This is a genomic window from Modestobacter sp. SYSU DS0657, from assembly GCF_054050925.1.
This window is the reverse complement of the sequence record NZ_JBJHAG010000009.1, coordinates 50,784-72,289: the sequence shown is the minus strand read 5'-3', so window position 1 is coordinate 72,289 and position 21,506 is coordinate 50,784. Positions and strand designations below refer to the sequence as shown.

Here is a 21,506-nt window from a genome sequence, read left to right as displayed (position 1 = left end):
GCAGGACGGCGCGGTGTCCGAGAGGCTGGTACCCCGGGGCCCGGGACCACGGGTCGGTCCGCTCGACACGGAGGAGGCAGTCGTGCCAGCTCGCACACCACCGGAGATCGCCCAGGCCGCTGCGCAGACCGGCGCCAAGAAGACCCGCCGCACCTGGGACAAGGTGCTGGTGAGCGCGTTCCTGGCCGGTGCCTACATCGCCTTCGGCGGCCTGGTCGCCATCACCGTCTCCTCCGGGCTGGACCCGGCGACCTGGGGCACGCTGCCCACGCTCTTCACCGGCGCGACCTTCACGCTCGGCCTGGTGCTCGTGCTCGTCGCCGGCTCCGACCTGGCCACCGGCAACATGGCGCTGGTGCCGCTGAGCGCGATGCGCGGCAAGATCGGGCTCGGTGACGTCGCCAAGAACCTCTCCCTGGTGCTGATCGGCAACCTGATCGGCGCGCTCTTCGTCGCGTACTTCCTGGCCGTGCAGACCGGCGTGATCGGCGACTCCGGGGCCACCGGCACCGGCGCCCTCACCTACGAGCGGCTGGCCTCGATCTCCGAGGGCAAGGCCCTCGAGGAGTCGTCGTGGCAGGTGTTCCTGCGCGCGGTGGGCTGCAACTGGCTCGTCTGCCTCGCGGTCTGGATGTCCCTGGCCGCCAAGACCGTCTCCGGCAAGATCCTGGCGATCTTCTTCCCGATCATGGCCTTCGTGGCGATGGGCTTCGACCACGTCGTCGCCAACATGTTCTTCCTGCCGGCGGCGATCTTCGCCGGGGTGCCCGAGCTCGGCTGGGACGACGTGGCGCTCAACTGGCTGTTCGCGGGCCTGGGCAACCTGGTCGGCGCCGTCGTCTTCGTGTCGACCTCCTACTGGTACCTGTTCCTGCGCGACGAGCCCGACCCCGAGCCCGACGCCGAAGCCGACGCGCCGGCGGCCGAACGCGGCTGAGCCGGCCCCAGACGCAGCACCGCCCCGGAACTCTCGGGGGCGTCCGGGGTGGTGCTGCCCCACCCGCGGCCGATCGGTCCACCGGGGCCGATCACTCCGCCGGCGGCGTGGTCCCGTCGTCGGCCGCAGCCTGCGCCGCCTCCTGCTCCCGGCGGAAGCGCAGCGACTCGACCATCACGTACCCGAAGACGGCGCACCACGCGAAGCTGAGGAACGCCTCGCCCCACAGCCCGTCGACCAACCGCAGCACGAGCTGGACGGCGTTGTAGAGGGCAGCGCCACCGGCCACCACCGGCAGCACGGGGTGGGCGAACCACGGAGGACGGAACGGGGCGGCGGCCATCCCCCGAGGCTAGCGGCCGCCCCGACGTGATCCACCCGACTCCACGACCGGCGGCATCCGGCCGGGTCGGCGCGCGCGACAGCGCGCCGTCGGCGAGGCTGGGGCGGTGAGCACCTCGAACAGCGGCAGCGGCTACGTCGAAAAGGGTCAGGACTACCAGCGCGACCAGAACTACATCACCGACCGGATCACCGCCGACGGCTCCAGCGGGTGGCCGGTCGAGGCCGGGCGCTACCGGCTGGTGATCGCCCGGGCCTGCCCGTGGGCCAACCGCGCGGCGATCGTGCGCCGGCTGCTCGGCCTCGAGCAGGTCATCTCGATGGGCATCTGCGGCCCGACCCACGACGAGCGCAGCTGGACCTTCGACCTCGACCCCGACGGCCGCGACCCGGTGCTGGGCTACGAGCGGCTGCAGCAGGCGTTCTTCGCCCGCGACCCGGAGTACCCGCGCGGGATCACCGTGCCGGCGATGGTCGACGTCCCGACCGGGGCCGTGGTCACCAACGACTTCAAGCAGATGACGCTGGACTTCTCCACCGAGTGGTGGGAGTTCCACCGCGACGGCGCCCCCGACCTCTACCCCGAGCACCTGCGCGCGGAGATGGACGAGGTCATCGAGCGGATCTTCACCGAGGTCAACAACGGGGTCTACCGCTGCGGGTTCGCCGGCTCCCAGCGCGCCTACGACAAGGCCTACGAGCGGCTGTGGACGGCGATGGACTGGCTGGAGGAGCGGCTCACCACCCGCCGCTTCCTGATGGGCGACACCATCACCGAGGCCGACGTCCGGCTGTTCACCACGCTGGCCCGGTTCGACGCCGTCTACCACGGCCACTTCAAGTGCAACCGGAGCAAGCTGACCGAGATGCCGGCGCTGTGGGGCTACGCCCGCGACCTGTTCCAGACCCCGGGCTTCGGTGACACCACGGACTTCCCGCAGATCAAGGAGCACTACTACGTGGTGCACGCCGACATCAACCCGACCCAGATCATCCCGGTGGGCCCGGACACGTCGGTCTGGCTGACCCCGCACCACCGCGAGGAGCTGGGCGGCCGCCCGTTCGGCGACGGCACCCCGCCCGGCCCGCCGATCCCCGGCGAGGTCATCCCGCCCGAGCACGGCCCGGGCGGCATCGGCCACCGCTGACCGTCGCGCCCGGCGCCCCACCACCGGGGCGCCGGGCGCATGCTGTCGGGCATGACCGGGACGGTGCACGCCGACGACGCCGTCCGGCTCTCCCTCGACCTACCCAGCGCGGGCCCCGATCCGCTCCCGTGGGACACCGCGCTGGCCGCCGTCCTGGGCTACGTCCGAGGACGCCGGCCGCTGCGGTACCGCTCCCCCATCGAACGCGAGGGCCGGTGGGTGCAGGTGGCCGCCTTCGGCCACGATCGGTTCGACGCCCGGCCGGTGCCCTCCGGCCCGCTCGGTGACGACGACGTCCTGGTCGCCGAGGGGCTGCACGGCCGGCTCGACCCGGCCGGCTGGGCGGCCGTGCGGCGCGCGCTGGACGAGGCGCAGCCCACCGCCGACGCGCTGACCGAGCGGGCCGCGGGCCGGGCGCTCTGGGACCTCCCCGACGACGAGCTGTCCGTGCTCGGTGAGCCGGGCACCGTGGGGGCGCACCTGCGCGGCCTGGCCGAGCTGCCCGAGCCGCGGCCGCGCTACGTGCTGGCCGCGCTGCACCACCGCCACCCCGGCCTGGTGCCGCTGCTCGCCCGGCCCACCTGGCTGCAGACGGTGCCCCACCTGCGCGAGGGCGACAGCGGCGTCGCGGCCGTGGCCCACCGGGAGCTGCGGACCAACCCGCTGGCCTTCGCCGCGCTGGAGGACGCCGTCCGTCTGCTGGGCGTGCCGCTGACCCGGCTGCGGCTGCACGACCTGCTCGTCTGGCTGGCCGGCACGCTGCGGCTGACCACCGCGGTGGCCCTCGGCGAGGCGACCGAGGAGTGGCACCGGCACACCAGCGACCGGCAGCCCGGTGACCGGCAGTCCCGTGACGGGCGGACCGGTGGCCGGGCTGGGGTCAGCGGCTGACCGGCGTGGTCGGCTTCCGGCGGGCCCGCAGCCGCGACCCGACGAGCTCCACGGTGGGCGCCGGGTCGCGGGGGTCCCAGACGCTGGTGGTGGCACCCGGCAGCCAGCGCAGCGTCGAGCCGACGTCGGCCAGCAACCCGCCGCGCCGCTCGGCCACCGCCCGCCGGACGTCACCCGCGGTCCACAGGAAGCGCTCCCCGGCGCGGGCGTCGGGCAGCACCGGCGGCGGCTCGCCGAGCACCTGACGTCCCCACGCGTCCGCCAGGTTCGCCCCCGCGGCGTTGGCCAGGGCCATCGAGCCGAAGAAGCGCCCGTTGAGGTCGATGAGGTGCGGCACGCCGTCGCCGTCCCGCAGGAACTGCAGCTCGACCAGACCCGACCACCCCAGGTCCGCCAGCAGCGCGGTCGCCCGGTCGGCCAGGTCCTCCTCGACCGGCACCGTCTCGGCCCGGCAGGAGACCCCGGTCGGGGTGGGCCAGAGCCGGGGTGACCGCTGCTGCACCCGCCCGTGCAGGCGCCCGTCGGAGAACAGCCCGATCAGCGCCATCAGCTCGCCGTCGACCGGCTGCTGCAGGACCGGCTCCAGGCCGGCGTCCCGGAGCAGCCCGATCCGGTCGGCCGCACGGGCGGCGTCCGGGTACCAGCGGGCCTCGATCCGGTGCTCGTGCCGGTGCTGGGGCCGCCAGTGGGCCCGGCACTTGACCACGGCCGCCCCGGACCACGACGCGACGGCCTCCGCCGTGGCCGGCTCGGTGCGCGGCGCGGCCAGGCCGACGGCGCCCGCCCGCTCGACCAGCCCGACCTTGTCCAGCGCGGCGGCGACGATCTGCGCCGGCGGGTGCGCCACCGCCGTGGGCACCCCGTCCCGGAGCAGGGAGAGCGCGGCCATCCAGTCGTCACCGCCACCGAAGACGACGTCGTACCCGCCCTCGGCGATGGCGCGCTGCACCCCCTCGAGGAACGCCCGGCAGTCCCCGCGCGGCCGGGGCACCACGTGCGGCCGGGCACAGGCCCGGGAGGTGGTGACCATCCCGGCGCCGTCCGGCGTCCCGACGCCGACGGTCCACCCCGCCCGGTGGAGCGCGCGGACCGCGGCGAGGGAGCCCCGTGCCCGGCCGGCGGTGAGTACGAGAGCTCGGCGGGGCGCAGGCATTGGCCGCACGCTACCAATCGACGGGTGGCGGTGCGGGCGCCCTCGACCTTCCGAGCGGCGCCCTCAGGACCGGCGGCCGGCCCGGCGCGGAACACCGGGCAACGTCCGCAGCTCGGCCAGCTCCGGGGCCCGCAGCACCACCAGGACGCCAAGGTAGGCGACCAGGACGGCGGCCCCGGCGACGGCCAGTCGCACGAGGGAGCCCACGAGCCCGCCCTCGTCGGGGCCGAGCCAGGCCAGCAGCACCGCCGCCAGGAGGCCACCGGCGAGGGCGGCGCCGCCCAGCCGGGCCAGCGACCCCGACAGCGCCGACAGCGCCACCCCGTCGTGCCGGCGGGCCAGCAGGGCCAGCCCGAGCGCGGCCGCGACCAGCAGCGACAGGCTGGTCGCCGCGGCGATGCCGGCGATGCCGAACGCGAGACCCAGGGTGAGGTCACCGACGACGTTGACCGCCATCGCCACCAGCGCGACCAGCGTCGGGGACCGGCGGTCACCCACGGCGAGGCTGGCCCGGGACGCGACCGAGCGCAGTGCCATGCCCAGGATCGCCGCGGCGTACCACCCGGCCGCGGTGCTGGTCGCCGCGATCGCTGCCGCGTCGAAGTCGCCGCGACCGAACGCCAGCTCCACCAGCGGGCGCGCCGCCACGACCAGCACCGCGGTCACCGGGGCCAGCACCAGCAGCAGGACGCGCAGCGCCCGGTCCACCAGCCCCCGCAGCTCCGCCCGGCGCTCGGCGCCACCGGCGGCGCTGAAGGCGGGGTACAGCGCGGCGACGACGGTCGCCACCAGCAGCGACTCCACCAGGCTCACCAGCCGGAAGCCCAGGTTGAGCGAGGTGATCACACCCTCGCCCAGACTCGACCCCACCGCCCGGTCGACCAGGGTGTTCACGTTGACCACCGCACTGCCCACGAGCAGCGGCGGGGTCAGGCGCAGCACCTCGCGCACGTCGGGGTCGCGCAGCGCCAGCCGTGGGCGCAACCGGATGCCCGCGGACCGGACGGCGGGCAGCTGGGTCAGCAACCGGACCGCCGAGCCGACCACGAACCCGAGCGCGAGCGCCTCGACGCCCCAGCGGGGGCCGAGCCACAGCGCCGCGGTGATCATCACGAGGTTGAACGGGACGCCCTGGACGCCGGACCCGAAGAAGCGGCCGTGCGCCTGGGCCGCGGCAGCGAGGATGTCGGTGCCGGCGATGAACAGCGCGGCCACCAGCACGATCCGGGTCAGCTCCACGGCCAGCGCCGCGGTCTCCTCGTCGAACCCGGGCGCGAGCACCGCGACCACCTGCTCGGTGCCCAGCAGCACGAGCACCGCGCCCGCGACGAGGACGAGCACGGCCAGGGTGAGCACCGTCTGCACGGTCCGGCCCGCCCGCTCCCGCTCGCCGTCGGCCGCCGCACGGCTGACCGGCGGCACGACGGCGCGGGCCAGCGCGCCCGCCACCAGCGCGAGCACCAGGTTCATCACGCCCTGGGAGACCAGGTAGGCATCCAGTGCGGCACCGGCACCGAAGACCGCGGCGATCACCGCGTCCCGGACGAAACCGAGGACCTGGCTCACCGCCGTCAGCGAGACCAGCAGCGTGGCCGCCCGTGCGATGCCGCGGCCGGGGCCACGCGTGCGCCGTGCGCGCGGATCCGGGCCGGTGGTCACGGCGGTCCATCATCCGGGTCGCCGTCGACGGTCGGGACAGGGTGTCTCCCCGCCGACCGGGTGCCGGGCTGGGGGCGGTCGGTGACGGCTCGCCGTGCCGTGGGTCCGGCGACGCCGTCCGGGGCGCCGGGCCCGACCCGGCGCGGGGACAGTCGGAGCCTCGCGGCGATGTGGCCGAGGCGTCGCCGCCCGGCACGGAGGCCCGTCATGTTCGCCCGAACCACCACCGTGCGGGGCGACCCCGCCGCCATCGACGCCGCCGTCGACTACGTGCGCGACGAGGTGCTCCCCGCCGTGGAGCCGATGGCCGGCTGCGTCGGCCTCTCCCTGCTGACCAACCACCGCAACGGACGCTGCGTGCTGACCAGCGCCTGGGACAGCGAGGGCGCCCTGCAGGCCAGCGCGGAGGGCACCCGCAGCTTCCGCGCCCGGTTCGGCGAGCTGCTCGACGCGGTGCCCATGGTCGCCACCTGGGAGATCGCGGTGATGCACCGGGTGCGGCCGGCCGGCGAGGGCGCCTGCTGCCGGGTGGTGCGCGGCGCGCTGCACGAACCGGCCTCGATGGACGACGTCCTCGGCACCGTGCGCACCAGCCTGTTGCCCCGGCTGGAGGAGCTGCCCGGTTTCTGCAGCGTGAGCTTCCTGGTCGACCGGCTCTCCGGGCGCACCACGACCACGGTCACCTACGCCGACCGGGCGGCGATGGCCCGGGCGGTCGACCCCGGGGGCGCGCTGCGGGAGGAGTTCAGCCGGGCCAGCCGGACGACGGTCCAGGAGGTCAGCGAGTACGCGCTGTCGGTGGCGCACCTGCGGGTGCCCGAGACGGTGTGACCTGCCGCGGGTCATGATCGCCGCATGAGCGACGACCCGTTCGACCTCCAGCGCTTCGTCGACGCCCAGGAGGCCGGCGGCACCTACGCCCAGGCGCTGGCCGAGCTGCGCGCCGGCAGCAAGCGCAGCCACTGGATGTGGTTCGTCTTCCCGCAGGTCGCCGGCCTGGGGCGCAGCCCGATGGCGCAGCGGTACGCGATCGGCGGTGCCGAGGAGGCGCGCGCCTACTTGGCCCACCCGGTGCTCGGCCCGCGGCTGGTCGAGTGCGCGCGGGCGCTGCTCGACCTGGGCACCAGCGACCCGGTCGACGTCCTCGGCGGGGTCGACGCGCAGAAGCTGCGCTCGTCGATGACGCTGTTCGCCGCCGTCACCGCGGAGCCCGCCTTCGGCGCCGTGCTGGACCGCTTCTTCGCCGGCGACCGGGACGACGCCACTCTCACCCGCCTCTGACGGCCTCCGTCTCCGACCGGGTCCCCGGTGGGAGACCTGGTCGGCCCGCTCGGGGAGGATCTCCGACCGCTGGGCGGAACACCGACCGGCAGGGCATCGTTGGTCGCCGCGAACCACCCGGTGGCGGGACGGACGCCCCGCGGACGACGACGGACGAACAGGGAGAGACCGGAATTGTCGAGCTCACCGGCGGCCGGGGTCGCGGACGACTCCGTGCAGGACCCTGTTCGGCAGGACACCGAGCTAGCGGCCGAGCAGCCGGCCGTCGCCGACCTGTACCGCCGGCTGGACGCCGCCCGCGAACTCGCGGTGCTGCGGTTCCGCCAGGCGCTGGCCATGCCGGTGATCAACCCGCAGTCCCTCGGTGAGCGGGAGGCCGCGGCCCGGTTCCAGTCGGCGCGGATCACCGCGCTGGACGCCGCCGAGCACGGGCTGGTGATCGGCCGGCTGGACCGCGAGGCGGCGCCGCAGCCGCTCTACATCGGCCGGGTCGGGCTGCCGGCCGACGACCCCGCGGGCGACCCGGCGCTGGTCGACTGGCGGGCCCCGGCGTCCCGGCCGTTCTACACCGCCACCGCGTTCCGGCCCGAGGGCGTCGTCCGGCGCCGGCACATCCGCACCCGCGGGCGCACCGTCACCGCGGTCAACGACGAGGTGCTCACCGTCGACCCCGCGCGCGGCGACGGCCCGGAGCTCACCGGCGAGGCCGCGCTGATGGCCGCGCTCACCGCCGAGCGCACCGGCCGGATGACCGACATCGTCGCCACCATCCAGGCCGAGCAGGACGCGATCATCCGCAGCGACGTGCGCGGCGTGCTCGTCGTCCAGGGCGGGCCGGGCACCGGCAAGACGGCGGTCGCCCTGCACCGCGCGGCCTACCTGCTCTACACCCACCGCGAGCGGCTGGCCCGCAGCGGCCTGCTCGTCGTCGGCCCGACGCCGACCTTCCTGCGCTACATCGCCGACGTGCTGCCGGCGCTGGGTGAGACCGGCGTCCTGCTGTCGGGCCTGGGCCAGCTGCGCCCCGGGTTGGACGCCCGCGGCACCGAGGCGCCCGAGGTGGCCGAGCTCAAGGGCCGGCTGGCGATGGTCGACGTCCTCAAGGCCGCCGTCCGGGACCGGGAGGTCGTGCCCCGCGGCGGTCGGGACCTGGTGATCGACGGGGTGCGGATCGGGCTGCGCGGGCCCGACCTCACCAGCTGCCGCACCGTGGGCCGGCGCGCCTCGCGGATGCACAACCTGGCGCGCCCGGCGTTCGCCCGGGCCGTGGTCGACCTGGTCACCGACCGGTTCCTCGGCCGGATCGGCAACGACGTGCGCGGCGCGGAGAGCCTGCTGTCGCGCCGGGACGTCGACGACGTGCGCCGCGAGATGGCCGCCGACGCCGGGGTGCGCGCGCTGATCGACGAGATGTGGCCGGTGCTCACCCCCGAGCAGCTGCTGCGCGACCTGCTGGCCGACCCCGACCGCATCCGGCGGGCCACCCGAGGCTGGACCGACGAGGACCGGGCGCTGCTGCACCGCCCGGCCGACGCCGAGTGGACCCCGGCCGACGTGCCGCTGCTGGAGGAGATCGACGAGCTGCTCGGCCACGACGACAGCGCCGAGCGGGCCGCGGAGGCCCGGCGCCGTCGGCAGGCACGTGAGCACGCGCAGGAGACCCTCGACCTGCTGCACGGCTCGCGCTCGCACGACGCCGACGAGGACGAGGAGAGCGAGGAGCTCACCGCCGTCGACCTGCTCGACGCCGAGATGCTGGCCGACCGGGAGACCGAGGTCGACGTCCGCACCGCCGCGGAGCGGGCCGCCACCGACCGCACCTGGACCTTCGGGCACGTCGTCGTCGACGAGGCGCAGGAGCTCTCCCCGATGGCGTGGCGGCTGCTGGCCCGCAAGTGCCCGACCCGGTCGATGACCGTCGTCGGCGACCTGGCCCAGACCGGCAGCCTGGCCGGCGCGACCGACTGGGCGCAGGCGCTGCGCCCGCACGCCGAGGGGCAGTGGCGGCTGGCCCAGCTGACCGTCAACTACCGCACGCCGACCGAGATCATGGACGTCGCCGCCGACGTGCTGGCCGCGAGCGATGCGGTGACCGCGGCGCCCCGCTCGGTGCGCAGCACCGGCGTCCCGCCGACCGCCCACCGGGTGAGGGAGGACGCGCTGGCGACCCGGACCGCGGAAATCGCCGCCGCGCTGGCCGCGCGGGGCGGCACCGCGGCGGTCATCGTCCCGCCCAGCCGGCAGGCCGCCGTCGCCGCCGCGCTGCCCGGCGCCCAGACCGGCCCGGCCGCCGACTCCTCCCGCGGCACCGTGGTGCTGCTGCCGGTGGAGGCCAAGGGGCTGGAGTTCGACTCGGTCGTCGTCGTCGACCCGCAGGCGATCCTGGACGAGGGCGTGCGCGGGCACAGCGACCTGTACGTCGCGCTGACCCGGGCGACCCAGCGGATGGCCGTCGTCCACCCGGGCGAGCTGCCCCCCGAGCTCTCCCGCCTCACCGACGACTGAGAAAGGACCCTCTCCGCCCCACCCCTCGCACGCTCGGGGCGGGCCCCTGGAGAGGGCCGAACAGCGGAGCGGCGTCAGGCGAGGGTGAGGACCTCGGCGACCGGGCGGCGGCCGCTGGACACCGCTGCGCCGGACGGGGCGCCGAGCCGCAGCAGCATCTGCGGGTGGCCGACCAGGTCCAGCCGGCGGGTCAGCCGTGCCCGTGCCCAGGACTGGTCCAGCGCCTGGGTGAGCGGTGAGGCCACCAGCCCGGCCTGGGTGAGCTCCAGCAGCAGCCGGCCCAGCGCCATCCCGGCGCGCACCCAGGCGGCACGGTCGTCGGCCACGGTGCCCAGCAGCAGCACCGAGGGGTGCTCCACCGGCGGCGGCGGGTCGTCGTCGTCGGGCACCGCCGCGGGGGCCGGCCGGGCAGTGCCGAAGTCGCGCACCGGCATGTTCGCCGTCCGCTGCTCGCCGTCCGGGACGGCGGCGGCCGGCACCCCGTCCGGCGACGCGGGGTCGGTGCGGGTCCAGGCCCGCAGCTCCGCCAGGTACGCCGGGTCGCGCTGCTCGGACTCCTCGGCCTCGCCCAGCAGGGTGGCGACCGCGGTCTCCTCCTCGCTGTGGTCGATCAGCTTCAGCCACACGCCGTCCCGCCCGAGGGTGCGCTCGAGACGTTCGACCAGGCCGGCCGGGAGCGGCTGATCGAGGAACCGGGCCCGGTCGGTGTGCCGCTGCCCGATCGCCTCCGCGGCGCGCTGGTCGGCGGCGCTGGGCTCGTGCTCGCCGGTGACCCGGACGACGGCGACCAGCTCGGGGTCGGCCGGGTCGGGCAGCACCTCGACCTCGGCGGCAGCACCCAGGGCGGCCAGCGCGACGACGGCGAACTCGACGGCGACGCCCACGCTCAGCACCTGCTGGCGCCCGGTCGGGTCGACCGCCGGGAGCGCCCGGGACGGGTCGTGCCGCACCTCCAGCCGGTCGCCGTCCGCGCGGAACGACCAGGGCTGGGTGTTGTGGATCGACGGCGCCCGCACCGCCCGCTCGACCACCTGCGTCCACCGGTCCGCGTCCAGCATCGCCGTCCCCTCTCCGTGCGCCACGCCCCCACCCTCCCCCGCGCGGGGCCGGCGGTCACGGGCCGAAGGTCCCGGTCCCGCGCGGGGAAGGGGGGTCAGCGGTTCCGGGTGAGGGCGAGCAGCGCGATGTCGTCGGCCCGGTGGGTGCCGGCCAGGTCGGTGAGCAGCCGGTCGCAGAGCTCGTCGGGGTCGGCGGTCGGCACCCGGCCGGCCGCCACGCGCAGCCGCTCGAGCCCGGCGTCGATGTCGGTGCTGCGGCTCTCCACCAGCCCGTCGGTGAACAACACCAGGGTGCCGCCGGGCGGGAGCACGCCGCTCCACTCCACCGGCGCCGAGGCCGGGGCCCCGAGCATCCGGCTGGGCCGCACCGGCAGGAACTCCGCGCCCGCGTCGGTGACCAGCAACGGCGGCGGGTGCCCGGCCGAGGCGACGTGCAGCAGGCCGGTGGGCAGGTCGAGGGTGGCGAACAGCGCGGTGGCCATCCGCTGCAGCCCCAGCAGCGGCCAGCTGGCCTGCAGCCGGTCGATCACCGCCGTGGGCGAGGGGCTCTCCACCAGCAGCGCCCGGTAGACGCTGCGCAGCTGGCCCATGGTGGCCGCGGCGGTGATGTCGTGCCCGACGACGTCACCGACGGCGATCGCCACGTGGTCCCCGGGCAGCGGCGCGACGTCGTAGAAGTCCCCGCCGATCTCCACGCCGTGCGTCGCCGCCAGGTACCGCACCGCCACCTGCATGCCGGGCACCTGGGGCGGCGGCGGGGGCAGCAGGGTGGCCTGCAGGGTGTGCGAGGTGCGCGCCTCCAGCTCGTAGCGCTGCGCCTTGGCCATCATCAGCGCCACCTGCAACGCCAGCTGCTCGACCAGCTCGACGTCGGCGGCGGTCAGCGGACGACGGCGGCGGTCGGCGGAGACGGTCAGCACACCCAGCGCCCGCCCCTCGGCCACCAGCGGCACGCTGACCACCCCGGCCAGCTCCAGCGCCTGCACGGCGGCCAGCTCATCGGGGTGGCGCACCACGCCGGCCAGCCACTCGTCGGTGACCACCGGGAACCAGTGAGTCCGGCCCTCCGCCATCGCCGTCCGGGCCGGGTACGGCAGCTCCCGCACCGGGGGTGCCCAGGCGCGCAGCGCGTCGACCAGGTGCTGGCGGTCCGGGTCACCGTGCCGGGCGACCACCCGGGCGGCGCCGGTGTCGGTGACCAGGTCCAGCAGGCAGACGTCGGCCAGCCGCGGCACCACCATCTCCGCCAGCCGCTCGACGGTCTCGCTGACGCCGGTGGCCCGGGCGAGCAACCGGGCGGCGTCGAGCAGGAACGCCGCCCGCTCGGCCTGCCGCGCCGTCTCCTCGTGCAGCCGGGCCCGCTCCAGCGCCTGACCGGCCTGCCGGCCCACGGTGGCCAGCAGGTCGACGTCGGCCGCGCCGAGGCGTTGGTGCCCGGTGGGCTCCTGCAGGCTGATCAGCTCGTTCTCGGCGCGCTCGCCCAACGCCACCACGAGGGCGCCCAGCGGGGTCTCGTCGGCGGTCACCGGGACGACGACGAGCTCGGTGTACCCGGCAGCCGTCGCGGCGCGGGCCAGCCGGGGCCACGCCTGCGCCAACGGATCGGCCACCGGGACCGTGCGCACGCCCTCCCCCAGCACCAGCTCCGCCCGGCCGTCGGCGGTCTCGGTCAGCGCTGCGCACATCTCCTCGTCGAGCCCTTCGCAGGCGGTCAGCTCGACGCGGGCGTCGTCGCTGCGGCGACGGCCGTTGCGGTCCAGCAGCCACAGCCCGGCGCCGGTGGCCCGCACGGCGCGGCGGGCGCGGTGGACGGCCACGTCTGCGGCATCGGCGGTGGTGACCGCGGCGGCCAGCTCCGAGACGAACTGGTGGAGCGTCCGGGCACGCAGTTCGGACTCCTCCGCGGCGCGCTGGGCGGCGAGCCGGTCGGCCTCGTACCGGCGCCGCACCGTCGCCTCGAAGAGGGTGAGCCGGGTGAGCACCGGACGGCCTGCCTCGTCGCGGACCTCGACCGCGTGCGCCAGGCAGGGCACCGTGCCGCCGTCGGCCCGCAGCAGGTCCAGCGCCACCTCGCGCACCGCCCCCTGGGTGCGCAGCATCGGCACCAGGTTGGTCTGGACGAGCACCCGGCCACCCACGGTCAGCAGGTCGGCGAACTGCACGCCCAGCACCTCGGCGGCGGGCCGGCCGATCCACCCGCAGAAGGTCTGGTTGACCTTGACCACCGTGCCGTCGGGCAGCGTGGACAGGTACCCGCAGGGGGCGTGCTCGTAGAGGTCGGTGACGTCCTGCTCGAGCAACCGGGCCAGGTCGGGGTGGGTGCGGGACCCGGTGTCCGCGCTCACCGGCGCCTCAGTGGGCCGGCGCGGGAGTCAAGAAGGAGCGGATCGCCGCGATCGTCTCCTCCGGCGCGCTCAGGTGCGGGCAGTGACCGGTCGCCGCGAGCTGCGTGAACACGCTGCCGGGGATCGCCGCGTGCACGTAGCGGCCCACCACCTCAGGGGCGATGACGTCCTCGCTGCACTGCAGCACCAGCGTGGGCACGGTGACGCCGGGCAGGTCGGCCCGGTTGTCGGAGAGGAAGGTGACCCGGGCGAAGAGACGGGCCACCTCCGGGTCGGTGCGGCAGAAGCTGGCGGTCAGCTCCGCGGCCAGCTCCGGTCGCTCCGGATTGCCCATGATCACCGGCCCCATGGCCGTGGACCACCCGGTGTGGTTGCCGTCCAGGGTGTCCAGCAGCTCGGCGATCTCGGTGCGGCTGAACCCGCCGGTGTAGTCACCGTCGTCGACGTAGCGCGGGTTGGGCCCCACCAGCACCAGGGCGCCGACCAGCTCCGGCGCCTGCTGGTGGACCAGCACGGCGATCATCGCGCTCACCGAGTGCCCGACCAGGACGACGTCGGACAGGCCCAGGTCACGGCAGACGGCGACGACATCGGCCGCGTGCCCGGCCAGCGACCCGTGCCGCTCGGGGTCCCACGCGTCGGCGTCGGAGTCGCCGAAGCCGACCAGGTCGAGGGTGACCACCCGGTGGTCGGTGGCGAACTCGGGTACCAGGAACCGCCACATGTCCTGGTTGCACCCGTAGCCGTGGAGGAAGACGATCGGCCGCCCGTCGTCGGGACCGGTCACGCGAACGTCGTTGCGCGCGCTCACGATCATGCGTCGACCGTACCGACCTGCCAGCATCCGCGACAGCCCCGTGTCGCAACACTCAGGTTGGACGGACGTCGGTGAGGACCACACCGCTGGCCGGCCGGGCCGGGATGCGGCTCAGCGAGATCGACAGGTCCTGCTCGGGGACGGTGTAGTCCAGCTGCGCGAGCTTCAGCACCAGCGCGGACAGCAGCGCGACGGTGATGTCCTCCCCGGGGCAGCGGTGCCCGGTCCGCGGGTCACCGGCGCCCTGCGGCACCAGCTCCCACTGACCGATCTCGCGCACCTCGTCACCGTCCAGGAAGCGCTCGGGCCGGAAGGCGAACGGCTCGGGGAACAGCTCGGGGTCGTGGTCCTGCCCCCACAGGTCCAGCAGCACCATCGACCCGGCGGGCACCTGCTCGCCGTCGAACTCGACCTCCTGCGGGCTGCGGCCGCCGATGAACGGGGCGAACGGGTAGAACCGGCGCACCTCGTGGGCGAAGGCGACCGCGAAGGACCGGTCGCCGGCGCGCAGCCGCTCCCGGTGCTGCGGCCAGGTGTGCAGCGCGTGCGCGGCGAAGCCGACGAACCAGCTGACCGCGACGGTGGGCCGGACGACGTTGAGGATCTCGACCGCGGCGACCCGCGGCTCCAGCAGCTCGCCGTCGGCGTCGCGGTGCCGGGCGACGACGTCGACGACCGACCCGGAGGGAACCGAGCGGGTGCCGTCCCGGACCTCCTCCACGATGCCCGCGAGCCAGGCCTCGCGGCGCTGCCGGGCACGGCGGGCGCGCCAGTGCCGCGGAGCGGCGGTGGCGAACCCGTCGACCTCCACGGTCAGGTCCCGGGTGAGTGCGGGCAGCTCCTCGTCGGACACCGGGACGGCGGCCCAGTCGCAGACCCCGCGGGTGATCACCCGGGCGGCCTCGTCCATCAGCACGATCTCCGGCTGCCCGGACCAGCGGTCGACGGCGGCGTCCCAGGCGGCGGAGACCTGTCCGACCAGCGGCCAGATCCGCTCCGGCCCCATGAGCAGCTCGATGAACATGCCCTTGCGCACTCGGTGCGCCTCGCCGTCCAGGGTGTGCACGGCGCCGTGGCCGAACAGCGTGCTCACCACCGGCTCGGGCAGCGCACCGCTGCGCCGCACGTTGTCCTCGTCGTAGAGGAACCGCGCGGCCGCGGGCCCCTTGACCCCGAGCGTCCGGCGGAGCATCAGCCGGCTGTGCACGGTGTCCCGGCCGGCGGCGCGGCGGCGGTCGGGCAACCAGGCGTAGCCCTGGGCGAGCATCGGGATCGTCTGGTCCAGTCGCGGCCTCCAGGTCATGGTGCTGCCTTGCCCACCGGAGGGGCGGGGGGAAACGGGCCGCCGGTCACTCGGTGTCGGCCCAGCCGAGGTCGACCAGCAGCCGGCGGACCTCGTGCCCGGCCCAGCTGCGGCGCGTGCCGTTGGCCAGCGCCTCGGTCACGCCGCCCAGGGCGCCGGCCAGCTCCTCCTCCTCCGCGTCGAGCAGACCCCGGTAGGCCGGGTCGAGCAGGTAGCCGGTGGGCCGGCTGGACAGGCAGCCGAGCAGGTCCAGCAGCACCTCCAGCCGCCGGGCCGCCTCCGGGGTGGGGGTGTCGCGGTCCGCCATCGCCACGGTGTCCACGTCGCGCTCCCACAGCCGGGCGCGGACCGGGTCGGCCTTCACCGAGAGCACCGTGCCGGTGCGCCGCCGTGGGGACCCGCCCGGCCGGTGCAGCACGCTGCGCACCTGGTGGGCGATCCGGATCAGGTCGTCGTCGAGCATCGAGGTGCCGACGAACAGCACGTGCCGGGTGAGCAGCAGCGACTGCAGCACCCCGGCCAGCGCCGTCCGGTGGTCACCGAACTCCAGGTACTGCTCACGGGTCAGCACGATGCTCTCGGGGTGGGCGGCGTCCCCGTGCAGCTTGAGCAGCCACGGGTCGCCGGCGGTCGCCTCGTCGAAGGGCAGCACCCGCAGCGGCCGGCCGACGTCGGCGGCGGCGAGCTCGACCAGCGGGTCGTAGTTGGTGGTGACGTACTCGCCCACCGGCAGCCCGGCGACCAGCGCGTGCGCCAGCGAGTACGGCCCGGGCCCGAAGCGCTCCTGCACGTACCCGCCGAGCTCGTCGCGGCCCATCGAGCGGGCGAGGAGCGCGGCGGCGTCCTGGGGCGGCAGGTGGGACAGCCCGGCCCGCTCGGCGCCGGTCAGCCCGGCCCGCTCGGCGAGCTCGTCCAGCAGCGCCTCCCAGGTGGGCAGCCCGGCGGCCGCGCTCACCCCCGCGCCGAGGAAGACCGCGAGCTCCCCGGCGCGGGCCCGACCGCCGAGCTCCTCGGCCACCGCGCGCAGCTCCTCCGGCAGCCGCCAGCCACCGCCCTCGGCCCGGCGGACCCGCTGCGCAGCGGCGAGGTCACTGGGCCGCCGCAGCACCAGCGCGACGTCGAATCCGTGCTCCTCGGCGGCCGACCGCAGCACGGGGAGCAGCTGCTGCAGCAGCTCCCCGCGCCGGCCGGCCGCGCCACCCCAGCCGGTGCCCAGCGCCGGCAGCCCGACCAGCCGGCGGGCCCGCCCGTGCACCGGTGCCTCGACCGCCCGGGCCGCGACCGCGGCCAGCGCCTCCCGCGCCCCCTCGAGCAGCCAGGCCAGCCCGGCGTCGTCGGCCCGGGGGCCGGTGTCGACGGTGTCGACGGTGTCCACCAGCCAGGCGCGGCGCTCGCCGCAGCCGGGCACCTCGCGCACCCGGTCGCCACCGGTCCAGCCGGCGACGCAGGCCCCCTCCGCGTCCCGGTCGCGCAGTGCCTCCGCGGGCAGCAGCGGGAGCCAGCCGGTGGCGACCCGGCCGGTGCGGTCGGTGGGCACCAGGACGTCGTCGCAGGAGAGCCGGGTCAGGTCGGCCCCGACGACGAAGACGTGGCCGGTCACCGGCCGGACGGCGCCGGGTCGCCGTGCTGCTGCTCGGCACGGACCGCGGCGTAGGCCGGCCGCCGGAACCGGGCGATCAGGCCGTCGGGCACCAGCCCCGGCGGGTGGTCGAGCACGGCGTCGAAGTGCAGCGGTGGGTCCGGGGGGTCGGCAGCCGCGCCCAGCACGACCCGGGCGAACGGCTCCCACGGCCCCCGGTCCAGCGCCGCGGCGAGGGTGAAGACCGTGCCGGGCGCCCGGACCGCCAGCGTCACGCGGTCGCTGGGCAGGGTCGCCGGGCGCGCCCAGGCGGCGAGCCGCACCGGCCCGACCGGCGTGCGGTAGGCCATGATCGAGCCGTAGGTGGCGGCGGCGTCCCGGCGGAGCACCGGGACCAGCCGGGTCAGCGGCCCGCGGCCGGTGGTGCTCAGCAGCAGGTCGACCGGGCGGCCCCCGGAGCCGCCGTCCGGCAGGCGCAGCGCCAGGCCGAGCACGTCGGGCAGCGACCGGGGCAGCCCGGCCCCGCGGCTGAGCCGCACCAGCGCCTCCTGCTCGCCGGGGGCGTCGATCCAGTCCACGCCCCACGGGGCGGTGGGGCCGGTGCGCTCGACGCGGGCCCGGAACAGGACGCCGTGCGGGTGCATCGGCTTGGCCCGCCGCAGCCGGGTCAGCGCCACGAGCGGCCGGGCGACCGCGCGGCCGGCCAGCGTTCCCAGGTCTGCCATGCCGTCCCGGTTACCAGCCGGGGCCCGCGTCACCCATCGGATGTCCGGTGAGCAGGATGGCCCGGTGACCACCACCGCTCCCCCGCTGGGCCTGCTGCTGGACGTCGACGGGCCGATCGCCAGCCCGGCCACCCGCACGGTGGCCGCCCCCGGTCTGGTGGCGGACCTCCGCGCCCTGCTGGCCGCCGGTGTGCCGGTGGTGTTCAACACCGGCCGCTCCGACGCGTTCCTGCGCGCGCAGGTCGTGCCACCGCTGCTGGCCGGTGGGCTGCCGCGCGGCGCGCGGCTGCACGCGGTCTGCGAGAAGGGTGCGGTGTGGACCTCGATCGGCCCGGACGGCATGGGCCCGGTGCACGTCGACGAGGCGCTCGCGGTGCCCCCGCTCGTGCACGAGGTGGTGGGCGAGCTGCTCCCCCGGTACCGCGACACGATGTTCCTCGACGACACCAAGCGCTCGATGGCCAGCGTCGAGGCGCGCACCGACGTGCCTGCCGCGGACTACACCCGGGCCCAGACGGCCTTCGACGCCGAGCTCGTCGACGCCCTCGCCGGCCGCGGGCTGGGCGTCGGCTACCGGGACCAGGTGCGCCCGGACGCCGCCGGCACCGTCCCGTGGCGGGTCGACCCCTCGGTGATCGCCACCGACGTCGAGTCCGCCGACGTCGGCAAGGACCTCGGCGCCCGGCGGGCCCTGACGCTGCTGGCCGCCGACGGTCCGCTGCCCCGGGAGTGGCACACGGTGGGCGACTCGCGCAGCGACTACCGGATGGCCGATCAGCTGCACGCGCTCGGCCACCGGGTCACCCACGTCGACGTCCGGCCGGCCGGGCCGCTGCCCGCGACCCCGTACCCGGTGCGCACCGACCCGGCGCTGGTGGACGACGCCGCGGGCGCGGCGCACCTGCGCGGGCTGGTCGCGGAGCTGCTGGGGGGCTGATCCGGCGGACCGACCGGGGTACCTCCCCGGCTCAGTGCCGGGTGGTGCCGCAGTCGGTGCAGCGCTTGCGGCTCGAGCTGTTGGAGCGGTTGCAGTTCTCGCAGACCCAGACGGCCCGCTCGATCGTGCGCATCGGACTCGCATCCTCCCCGGCCGGGAAGCCGGCCTCGTCGTGCCCGGCAGACGCCGGGACCACCGGCGTCGTCGCCGCGATCGACGCTAGGCCGGTCGGGTGACGGGGAGGTTGCGCGGACGGAACGACTCGGCGCGAGCCGGGGGACGCCGCAGGGTCAGCGCAGGGCGGCGGCGCCGCACCCGCCGGAGCTGCACGCGCACCCGGAGCACCCGGCCGGGGCGGCCGGCTCCGGGCGCCGGGCCAGCCGCACCAGCCCGGCGGCGGCGACCAGGTCGGCCAACCCCAGCACGCCGACCAGCGCGGCCGCGGCGACCCGTCCGGTGGCCAGCAGGGAGTCGGCCCCACCGGTGACGCCGACGACGACCGCACCGGCCACCAGCGCGCCACCCACCGCGAGCGCGGCCGCCCGGCCGGTGGCCGCGACGGCGAGCCCGGTCGGGACCAGCACGACACCGGCGACGAGGACCCAGCCGGTGGCCGTCGCGGACACCAGGGCGACGAGGACCGCGACGACGCCGAGCCAGACGGCGACCGCGCCACCGACGGCGCCGGCGCGCGCCACCTCTCCGGCCCGGGCACTGCGCAGCAGGGCCGCTCCGCGCACCACCGCGACCACCCCGGCGGCGCCGAGCAGCAGCTGCGGCCCCCACGACCAGGTGAGCGCGAGGACCGCCAGGACGATCAGCGCGGCGCCGAGAGCGGCCGTCCGGGGCCACGTCCGCCGGGCCTGCGCAGGGGTGGTCGGGGCGGTGCCGGGCAGGCGGCCGGCGGTCACGGCGTTCGTCACCGGCCCAGTGTCCCCCACCCGGTCCGGTGATCGTCCACGGGCGGCGCCACCCCGGCTGTGCCACGCTGATCGCCGCCACAGGGTCCGGACGACGGGGAGTGACACGTGGGGACGACCTCAGGGCCGGGCACCTCCGCACGGCAGGCGGGGAGCAGCGACGCCCTCGAGCACCTGGCCCGGGTCGGGCTGATCGCCTACGGCGTGGTCCACCTGCTCATCGCCTGGCTGGCGCTGCAGCTGGCCTGGGGTGGCGGCGGGAGCTCGGCGGACCAGTCCGGCGCGATGGCCACGCTGGCCCAGCAGCCGTTCGGCCGCGTCCTGCTGTGGGTGCTGGCGATCGGGCTGATCGCCCTGGCGGTCTGGCAGCTGGCCGAGCTGCTGCGCCGCCGGGACGGGCTGCGCAGCTCCGGCGAGCGGCGGAAGAAGGCGGTCGCCAGCAGCGGGAAGGCGGTGGCGAAGGCCGTCGTCTACGGATTCCTCGCCGTCACCGCCATCCGGTTCGCCACCGGCGGCGGGCAGTCCAGCTCCGGGCAGGAGCAGCAGACCGTGGCCGGCGTGTTCGGGTGGCCCGGCGGACGCTGGCTCGTCGGCGTCGCCGCCCTGGTCGTGATCGGCGTCGGCGTCCACCACGTGCACAAGGGCCTCACGAAGCGCTTCCTGGAGGAGATCGACACCGCGCAGGCCCCGGCCGGCCAGCGGCGGGTCATCCAACGGCTCGGGCAGTTCGGCTACCCGGCCAAGGGGGTCGCCCTGGCCCTGGTGGGCGGGCTGCTGGGCTGGGCGGCGCTCACCTTCGACGCGGAGAAGGCCAGCGGCCTGGACGGCGCCCTGCAGACCCTGCTCGACGCGCCGTTCGGCCGGCTGCTGCTCACCGTGGTCGCGGTCGGCATCGCGGCGTTCGGCGTCTTCTCGTTCTTCCGTGCCCGCTTCCCGCAGCGCACGTGAACGCGGGGGCGGACGGCGCCCTTCGGCGGGTGCACGACGCGGTCACCCGCGCCCGTGAGGTGACCGACCACCCGGCGCTGGAGCACCTGGCTCGGGTCGGGCTGGTCGCCTACGGCGTGCTGCACCTGCTCATCGGCTGGCTGGCGGCCCGGATCGCCTGGGTCCTGCAGCCGCAGACCCAGGACGCCGACCAGACCGGCGCCCTGCAGGCGGTGGCCGGCTCACCCGGTGGGCTCGCGCTGCTGTGGGTGATCGGGCTCGGGTTGCTGGCGCTCGCGGTGTGGCAGGGCGGGGAGGTGCTGCGCTGGTGGGCCGGGGTGCTGCGGCCCGGTCACCGGCTGCGGGTGTGCGTGGTCTGCGCCAAGTGCGGGGCGAAGGCGGTCGTCTACGCCGTCCTGGGGGTGACGGCGCTGCTGTTCGCCGCCGGCGCCGGGTACCAGGCCGACGAGCGGTTCCAGGAGCTGACCGGGGACGCGCTGCGCATCCCCGGTGGCTCGACGCTGGTGGGCGCGGTGGGCGTCGGTGTCGCGGCGGTCGGCGGGTACGTGCTGGTCCGCGGGGTGACCGGCGGCTTCATGCGGGACATCGACCTGCACACCGCCCCCGACCGGTGGGAACCGCTGATCGAGCGGATCGGGCAGGTCGGCTACGTGGCGAAGGGCATCGCCTTCGGCCTGTCCGGCGGGCTGCTGGTCCACGCGGCCGTGGTGCGGGACGTGGCGACGGCGACCGGGCTGGACGGCGCCATGCACGCCATCGGCGCGGTGCCGACCGGGCAGTGGCTGCTCACCGCCGTCGCCGTGGGGTTCGCCGCGTTCGGGGTGTACGCGCTGGCCCGGGCCCGCTACCCCGACCGCGACCCCTCCACCTGACGCAGGTCGCTCACGCAGGCAGCCGTTCCACGCTCGTCGTGCGCTTCCCCCGCGGTGCGGCGCGAGGGAAGCGCACGAGGAGCGTG

Annotated in this window: 19 protein-coding genes; 9 read left to right on the top strand and 10 right to left on the bottom strand. The window is 76.2% G+C overall.

Annotation, left to right across the window (positions count from 1 at the left end; all coding sequences use genetic code 11):
* Positions 1-82 precede the first annotated feature (82 nt).
* A complete protein-coding gene (locus tag ACI79A_RS08035) occupies positions 83-937 on the top strand; it encodes a formate/nitrite transporter family protein (protein WP_457081790.1) in 855 nt (284 codons plus the stop codon).
* A 91-nt stretch (positions 938-1,028) separates the two neighbouring features.
* Here the strand turns inward: ACI79A_RS08035 and ACI79A_RS08030 are convergent, their stop codons facing one another.
* On the bottom strand, positions 1,029-1,280 hold the full coding sequence (locus tag ACI79A_RS08030) for a hypothetical protein (protein WP_457081788.1): 252 nt from the start codon (positions 1,278-1,280) through the stop codon (positions 1,029-1,031).
* A gap of 106 nt (positions 1,281-1,386) precedes the next feature.
* On the opposite strand from ACI79A_RS08030, the gene ACI79A_RS08025 reads away from it, so the two are divergent.
* Positions 1,387-2,427, top strand: coding sequence for a glutathione S-transferase family protein (locus ACI79A_RS08025; RefSeq protein WP_457081786.1), 1,041 nt, complete (start codon positions 1,387-1,389; stop codon positions 2,425-2,427).
* 51 nt (positions 2,428-2,478) lie between these two features.
* The gene (locus ACI79A_RS08020) at positions 2,479-3,318 is read left to right on the top strand and encodes a hypothetical protein (protein ID WP_457081784.1); all 840 of its coding nucleotides are present in this window, start codon (positions 2,479-2,481) and stop codon (positions 3,316-3,318) included.
* On the opposite strand, the gene ACI79A_RS08015 is transcribed toward ACI79A_RS08020, so the two are convergent.
* Complete coding sequence (locus tag ACI79A_RS08015) at positions 3,308-4,471, bottom strand: ATP-grasp domain-containing protein (RefSeq protein ID WP_457081781.1); 1,164 nt, start codon at positions 4,469-4,471, stop codon at positions 3,308-3,310. The two genes, ACI79A_RS08020 and ACI79A_RS08015, sit on opposite strands and share 11 nt — an antisense overlap.
* 63 nt (positions 4,472-4,534) lie before the next feature.
* Entirely contained in the window at positions 4,535-6,130 is a 1,596-nt protein-coding gene (gene murJ / locus ACI79A_RS08010; RefSeq protein WP_457081779.1) for a murein biosynthesis integral membrane protein MurJ, read from the bottom strand.
* Positions 6,131-6,337: 207 nt separating this feature from the next.
* On the opposite strand from murJ, the gene ACI79A_RS08005 reads away from it, so the two are divergent.
* The 3 genes from ACI79A_RS08005 (at position 6,338) to ACI79A_RS07995 (ending at position 9,916) form a co-directional block, all read left to right on the top strand.
* On the top strand, positions 6,338-6,961 hold the full coding sequence (locus ACI79A_RS08005) for an antibiotic biosynthesis monooxygenase (protein WP_457081777.1): 624 nt from the start codon (positions 6,338-6,340) through the stop codon (positions 6,959-6,961).
* A gap of 24 nt (positions 6,962-6,985) precedes the next feature.
* The gene (locus ACI79A_RS08000) at positions 6,986-7,411 is read left to right on the top strand and encodes a DUF1810 domain-containing protein (RefSeq protein WP_457081775.1); all 426 of its coding nucleotides are present in this window, start codon (positions 6,986-6,988) and stop codon (positions 7,409-7,411) included.
* A gap of 213 nt (positions 7,412-7,624) precedes the next feature.
* Positions 7,625-9,916, top strand: coding sequence for a HelD family protein (locus ACI79A_RS07995; protein WP_457081773.1), 2,292 nt, complete (start codon positions 7,625-7,627; stop codon positions 9,914-9,916).
* 74 nt (positions 9,917-9,990) lie between these two features.
* Here ACI79A_RS07995 and ACI79A_RS07990 read toward each other — a convergent pair whose 3' ends face one another.
* The 6 genes from ACI79A_RS07990 to ACI79A_RS07965 all read right to left on the bottom strand — a co-directional run bounded on the left by ACI79A_RS07990 (position 9,991) and on the right by ACI79A_RS07965 (position 17,743).
* Positions 9,991-10,998 carry an Acg family FMN-binding oxidoreductase gene (locus tag ACI79A_RS07990; protein WP_457081770.1) on the bottom strand — a complete coding sequence of 336 codons (1,008 nt, stop codon included), beginning with the start codon at positions 10,996-10,998 and terminating at the stop codon, positions 9,991-9,993.
* A gap of 71 nt (positions 10,999-11,069) precedes the next feature.
* Positions 11,070-13,319 carry a SpoIIE family protein phosphatase gene (locus ACI79A_RS07985; protein WP_457081768.1) on the bottom strand — a complete coding sequence of 750 codons (2,250 nt, stop codon included), beginning with the start codon at positions 13,317-13,319 and terminating at the stop codon, positions 11,070-11,072.
* A gap of 7 nt (positions 13,320-13,326) precedes the next feature.
* The gene (locus tag ACI79A_RS07980) at positions 13,327-14,136 is read right to left on the bottom strand and encodes an alpha/beta fold hydrolase (RefSeq protein ID WP_457081766.1); all 810 of its coding nucleotides are present in this window, start codon (positions 14,134-14,136) and stop codon (positions 13,327-13,329) included.
* Positions 14,137-14,188: 52 nt separating this feature from the next.
* Positions 14,189-15,439 carry a cytochrome P450 gene (locus tag ACI79A_RS07975; protein WP_457081764.1) on the bottom strand — a complete coding sequence of 417 codons (1,251 nt, stop codon included), beginning with the start codon at positions 15,437-15,439 and terminating at the stop codon, positions 14,189-14,191.
* A gap of 46 nt (positions 15,440-15,485) precedes the next feature.
* Complete coding sequence (locus tag ACI79A_RS07970) at positions 15,486-17,039, bottom strand: SIR2 family protein (RefSeq protein ID WP_457081761.1); 1,554 nt, start codon at positions 17,037-17,039, stop codon at positions 15,486-15,488.
* On the bottom strand, positions 17,036-17,743 hold the full coding sequence (locus tag ACI79A_RS07965) for a phosphodiesterase (RefSeq protein WP_457081759.1): 708 nt from the start codon (positions 17,741-17,743) through the stop codon (positions 17,036-17,038). The genes ACI79A_RS07970 and ACI79A_RS07965 overlap by 4 nt, the downstream gene beginning before the upstream one ends.
* 64 nt (positions 17,744-17,807) lie before the next feature.
* Here ACI79A_RS07965 and ACI79A_RS07960 point away from each other — a divergent pair, with 64 nt between their 5' ends.
* The gene (locus ACI79A_RS07960; RefSeq protein ID WP_457081757.1) at positions 17,808-18,680 is read left to right on the top strand and encodes a hypothetical protein; all 873 of its coding nucleotides are present in this window, start codon (positions 17,808-17,810) and stop codon (positions 18,678-18,680) included.
* Between the two features lie 290 nt (positions 18,681-18,970).
* On the opposite strand, the gene ACI79A_RS07955 is transcribed toward ACI79A_RS07960, so the two are convergent.
* Positions 18,971-19,603, bottom strand: coding sequence for a hypothetical protein (locus ACI79A_RS07955; RefSeq protein WP_457081755.1), 633 nt, complete (start codon positions 19,601-19,603; stop codon positions 18,971-18,973).
* A gap of 105 nt (positions 19,604-19,708) precedes the next feature.
* On the opposite strand from ACI79A_RS07955, the gene ACI79A_RS07950 reads away from it, so the two are divergent.
* Entirely contained in the window at positions 19,709-20,548 is an 840-nt protein-coding gene (locus ACI79A_RS07950; RefSeq protein ID WP_457081753.1) for a DUF1206 domain-containing protein, read from the top strand.
* Positions 20,545-21,420, top strand: a complete 876-nt coding sequence (locus tag ACI79A_RS07945; protein ID WP_457081751.1) for a DUF1206 domain-containing protein — start codon at positions 20,545-20,547, stop codon at positions 21,418-21,420. The genes ACI79A_RS07950 and ACI79A_RS07945 overlap by 4 nt, the downstream gene beginning before the upstream one ends.
* Positions 21,421-21,506 lie beyond the last annotated feature (86 nt).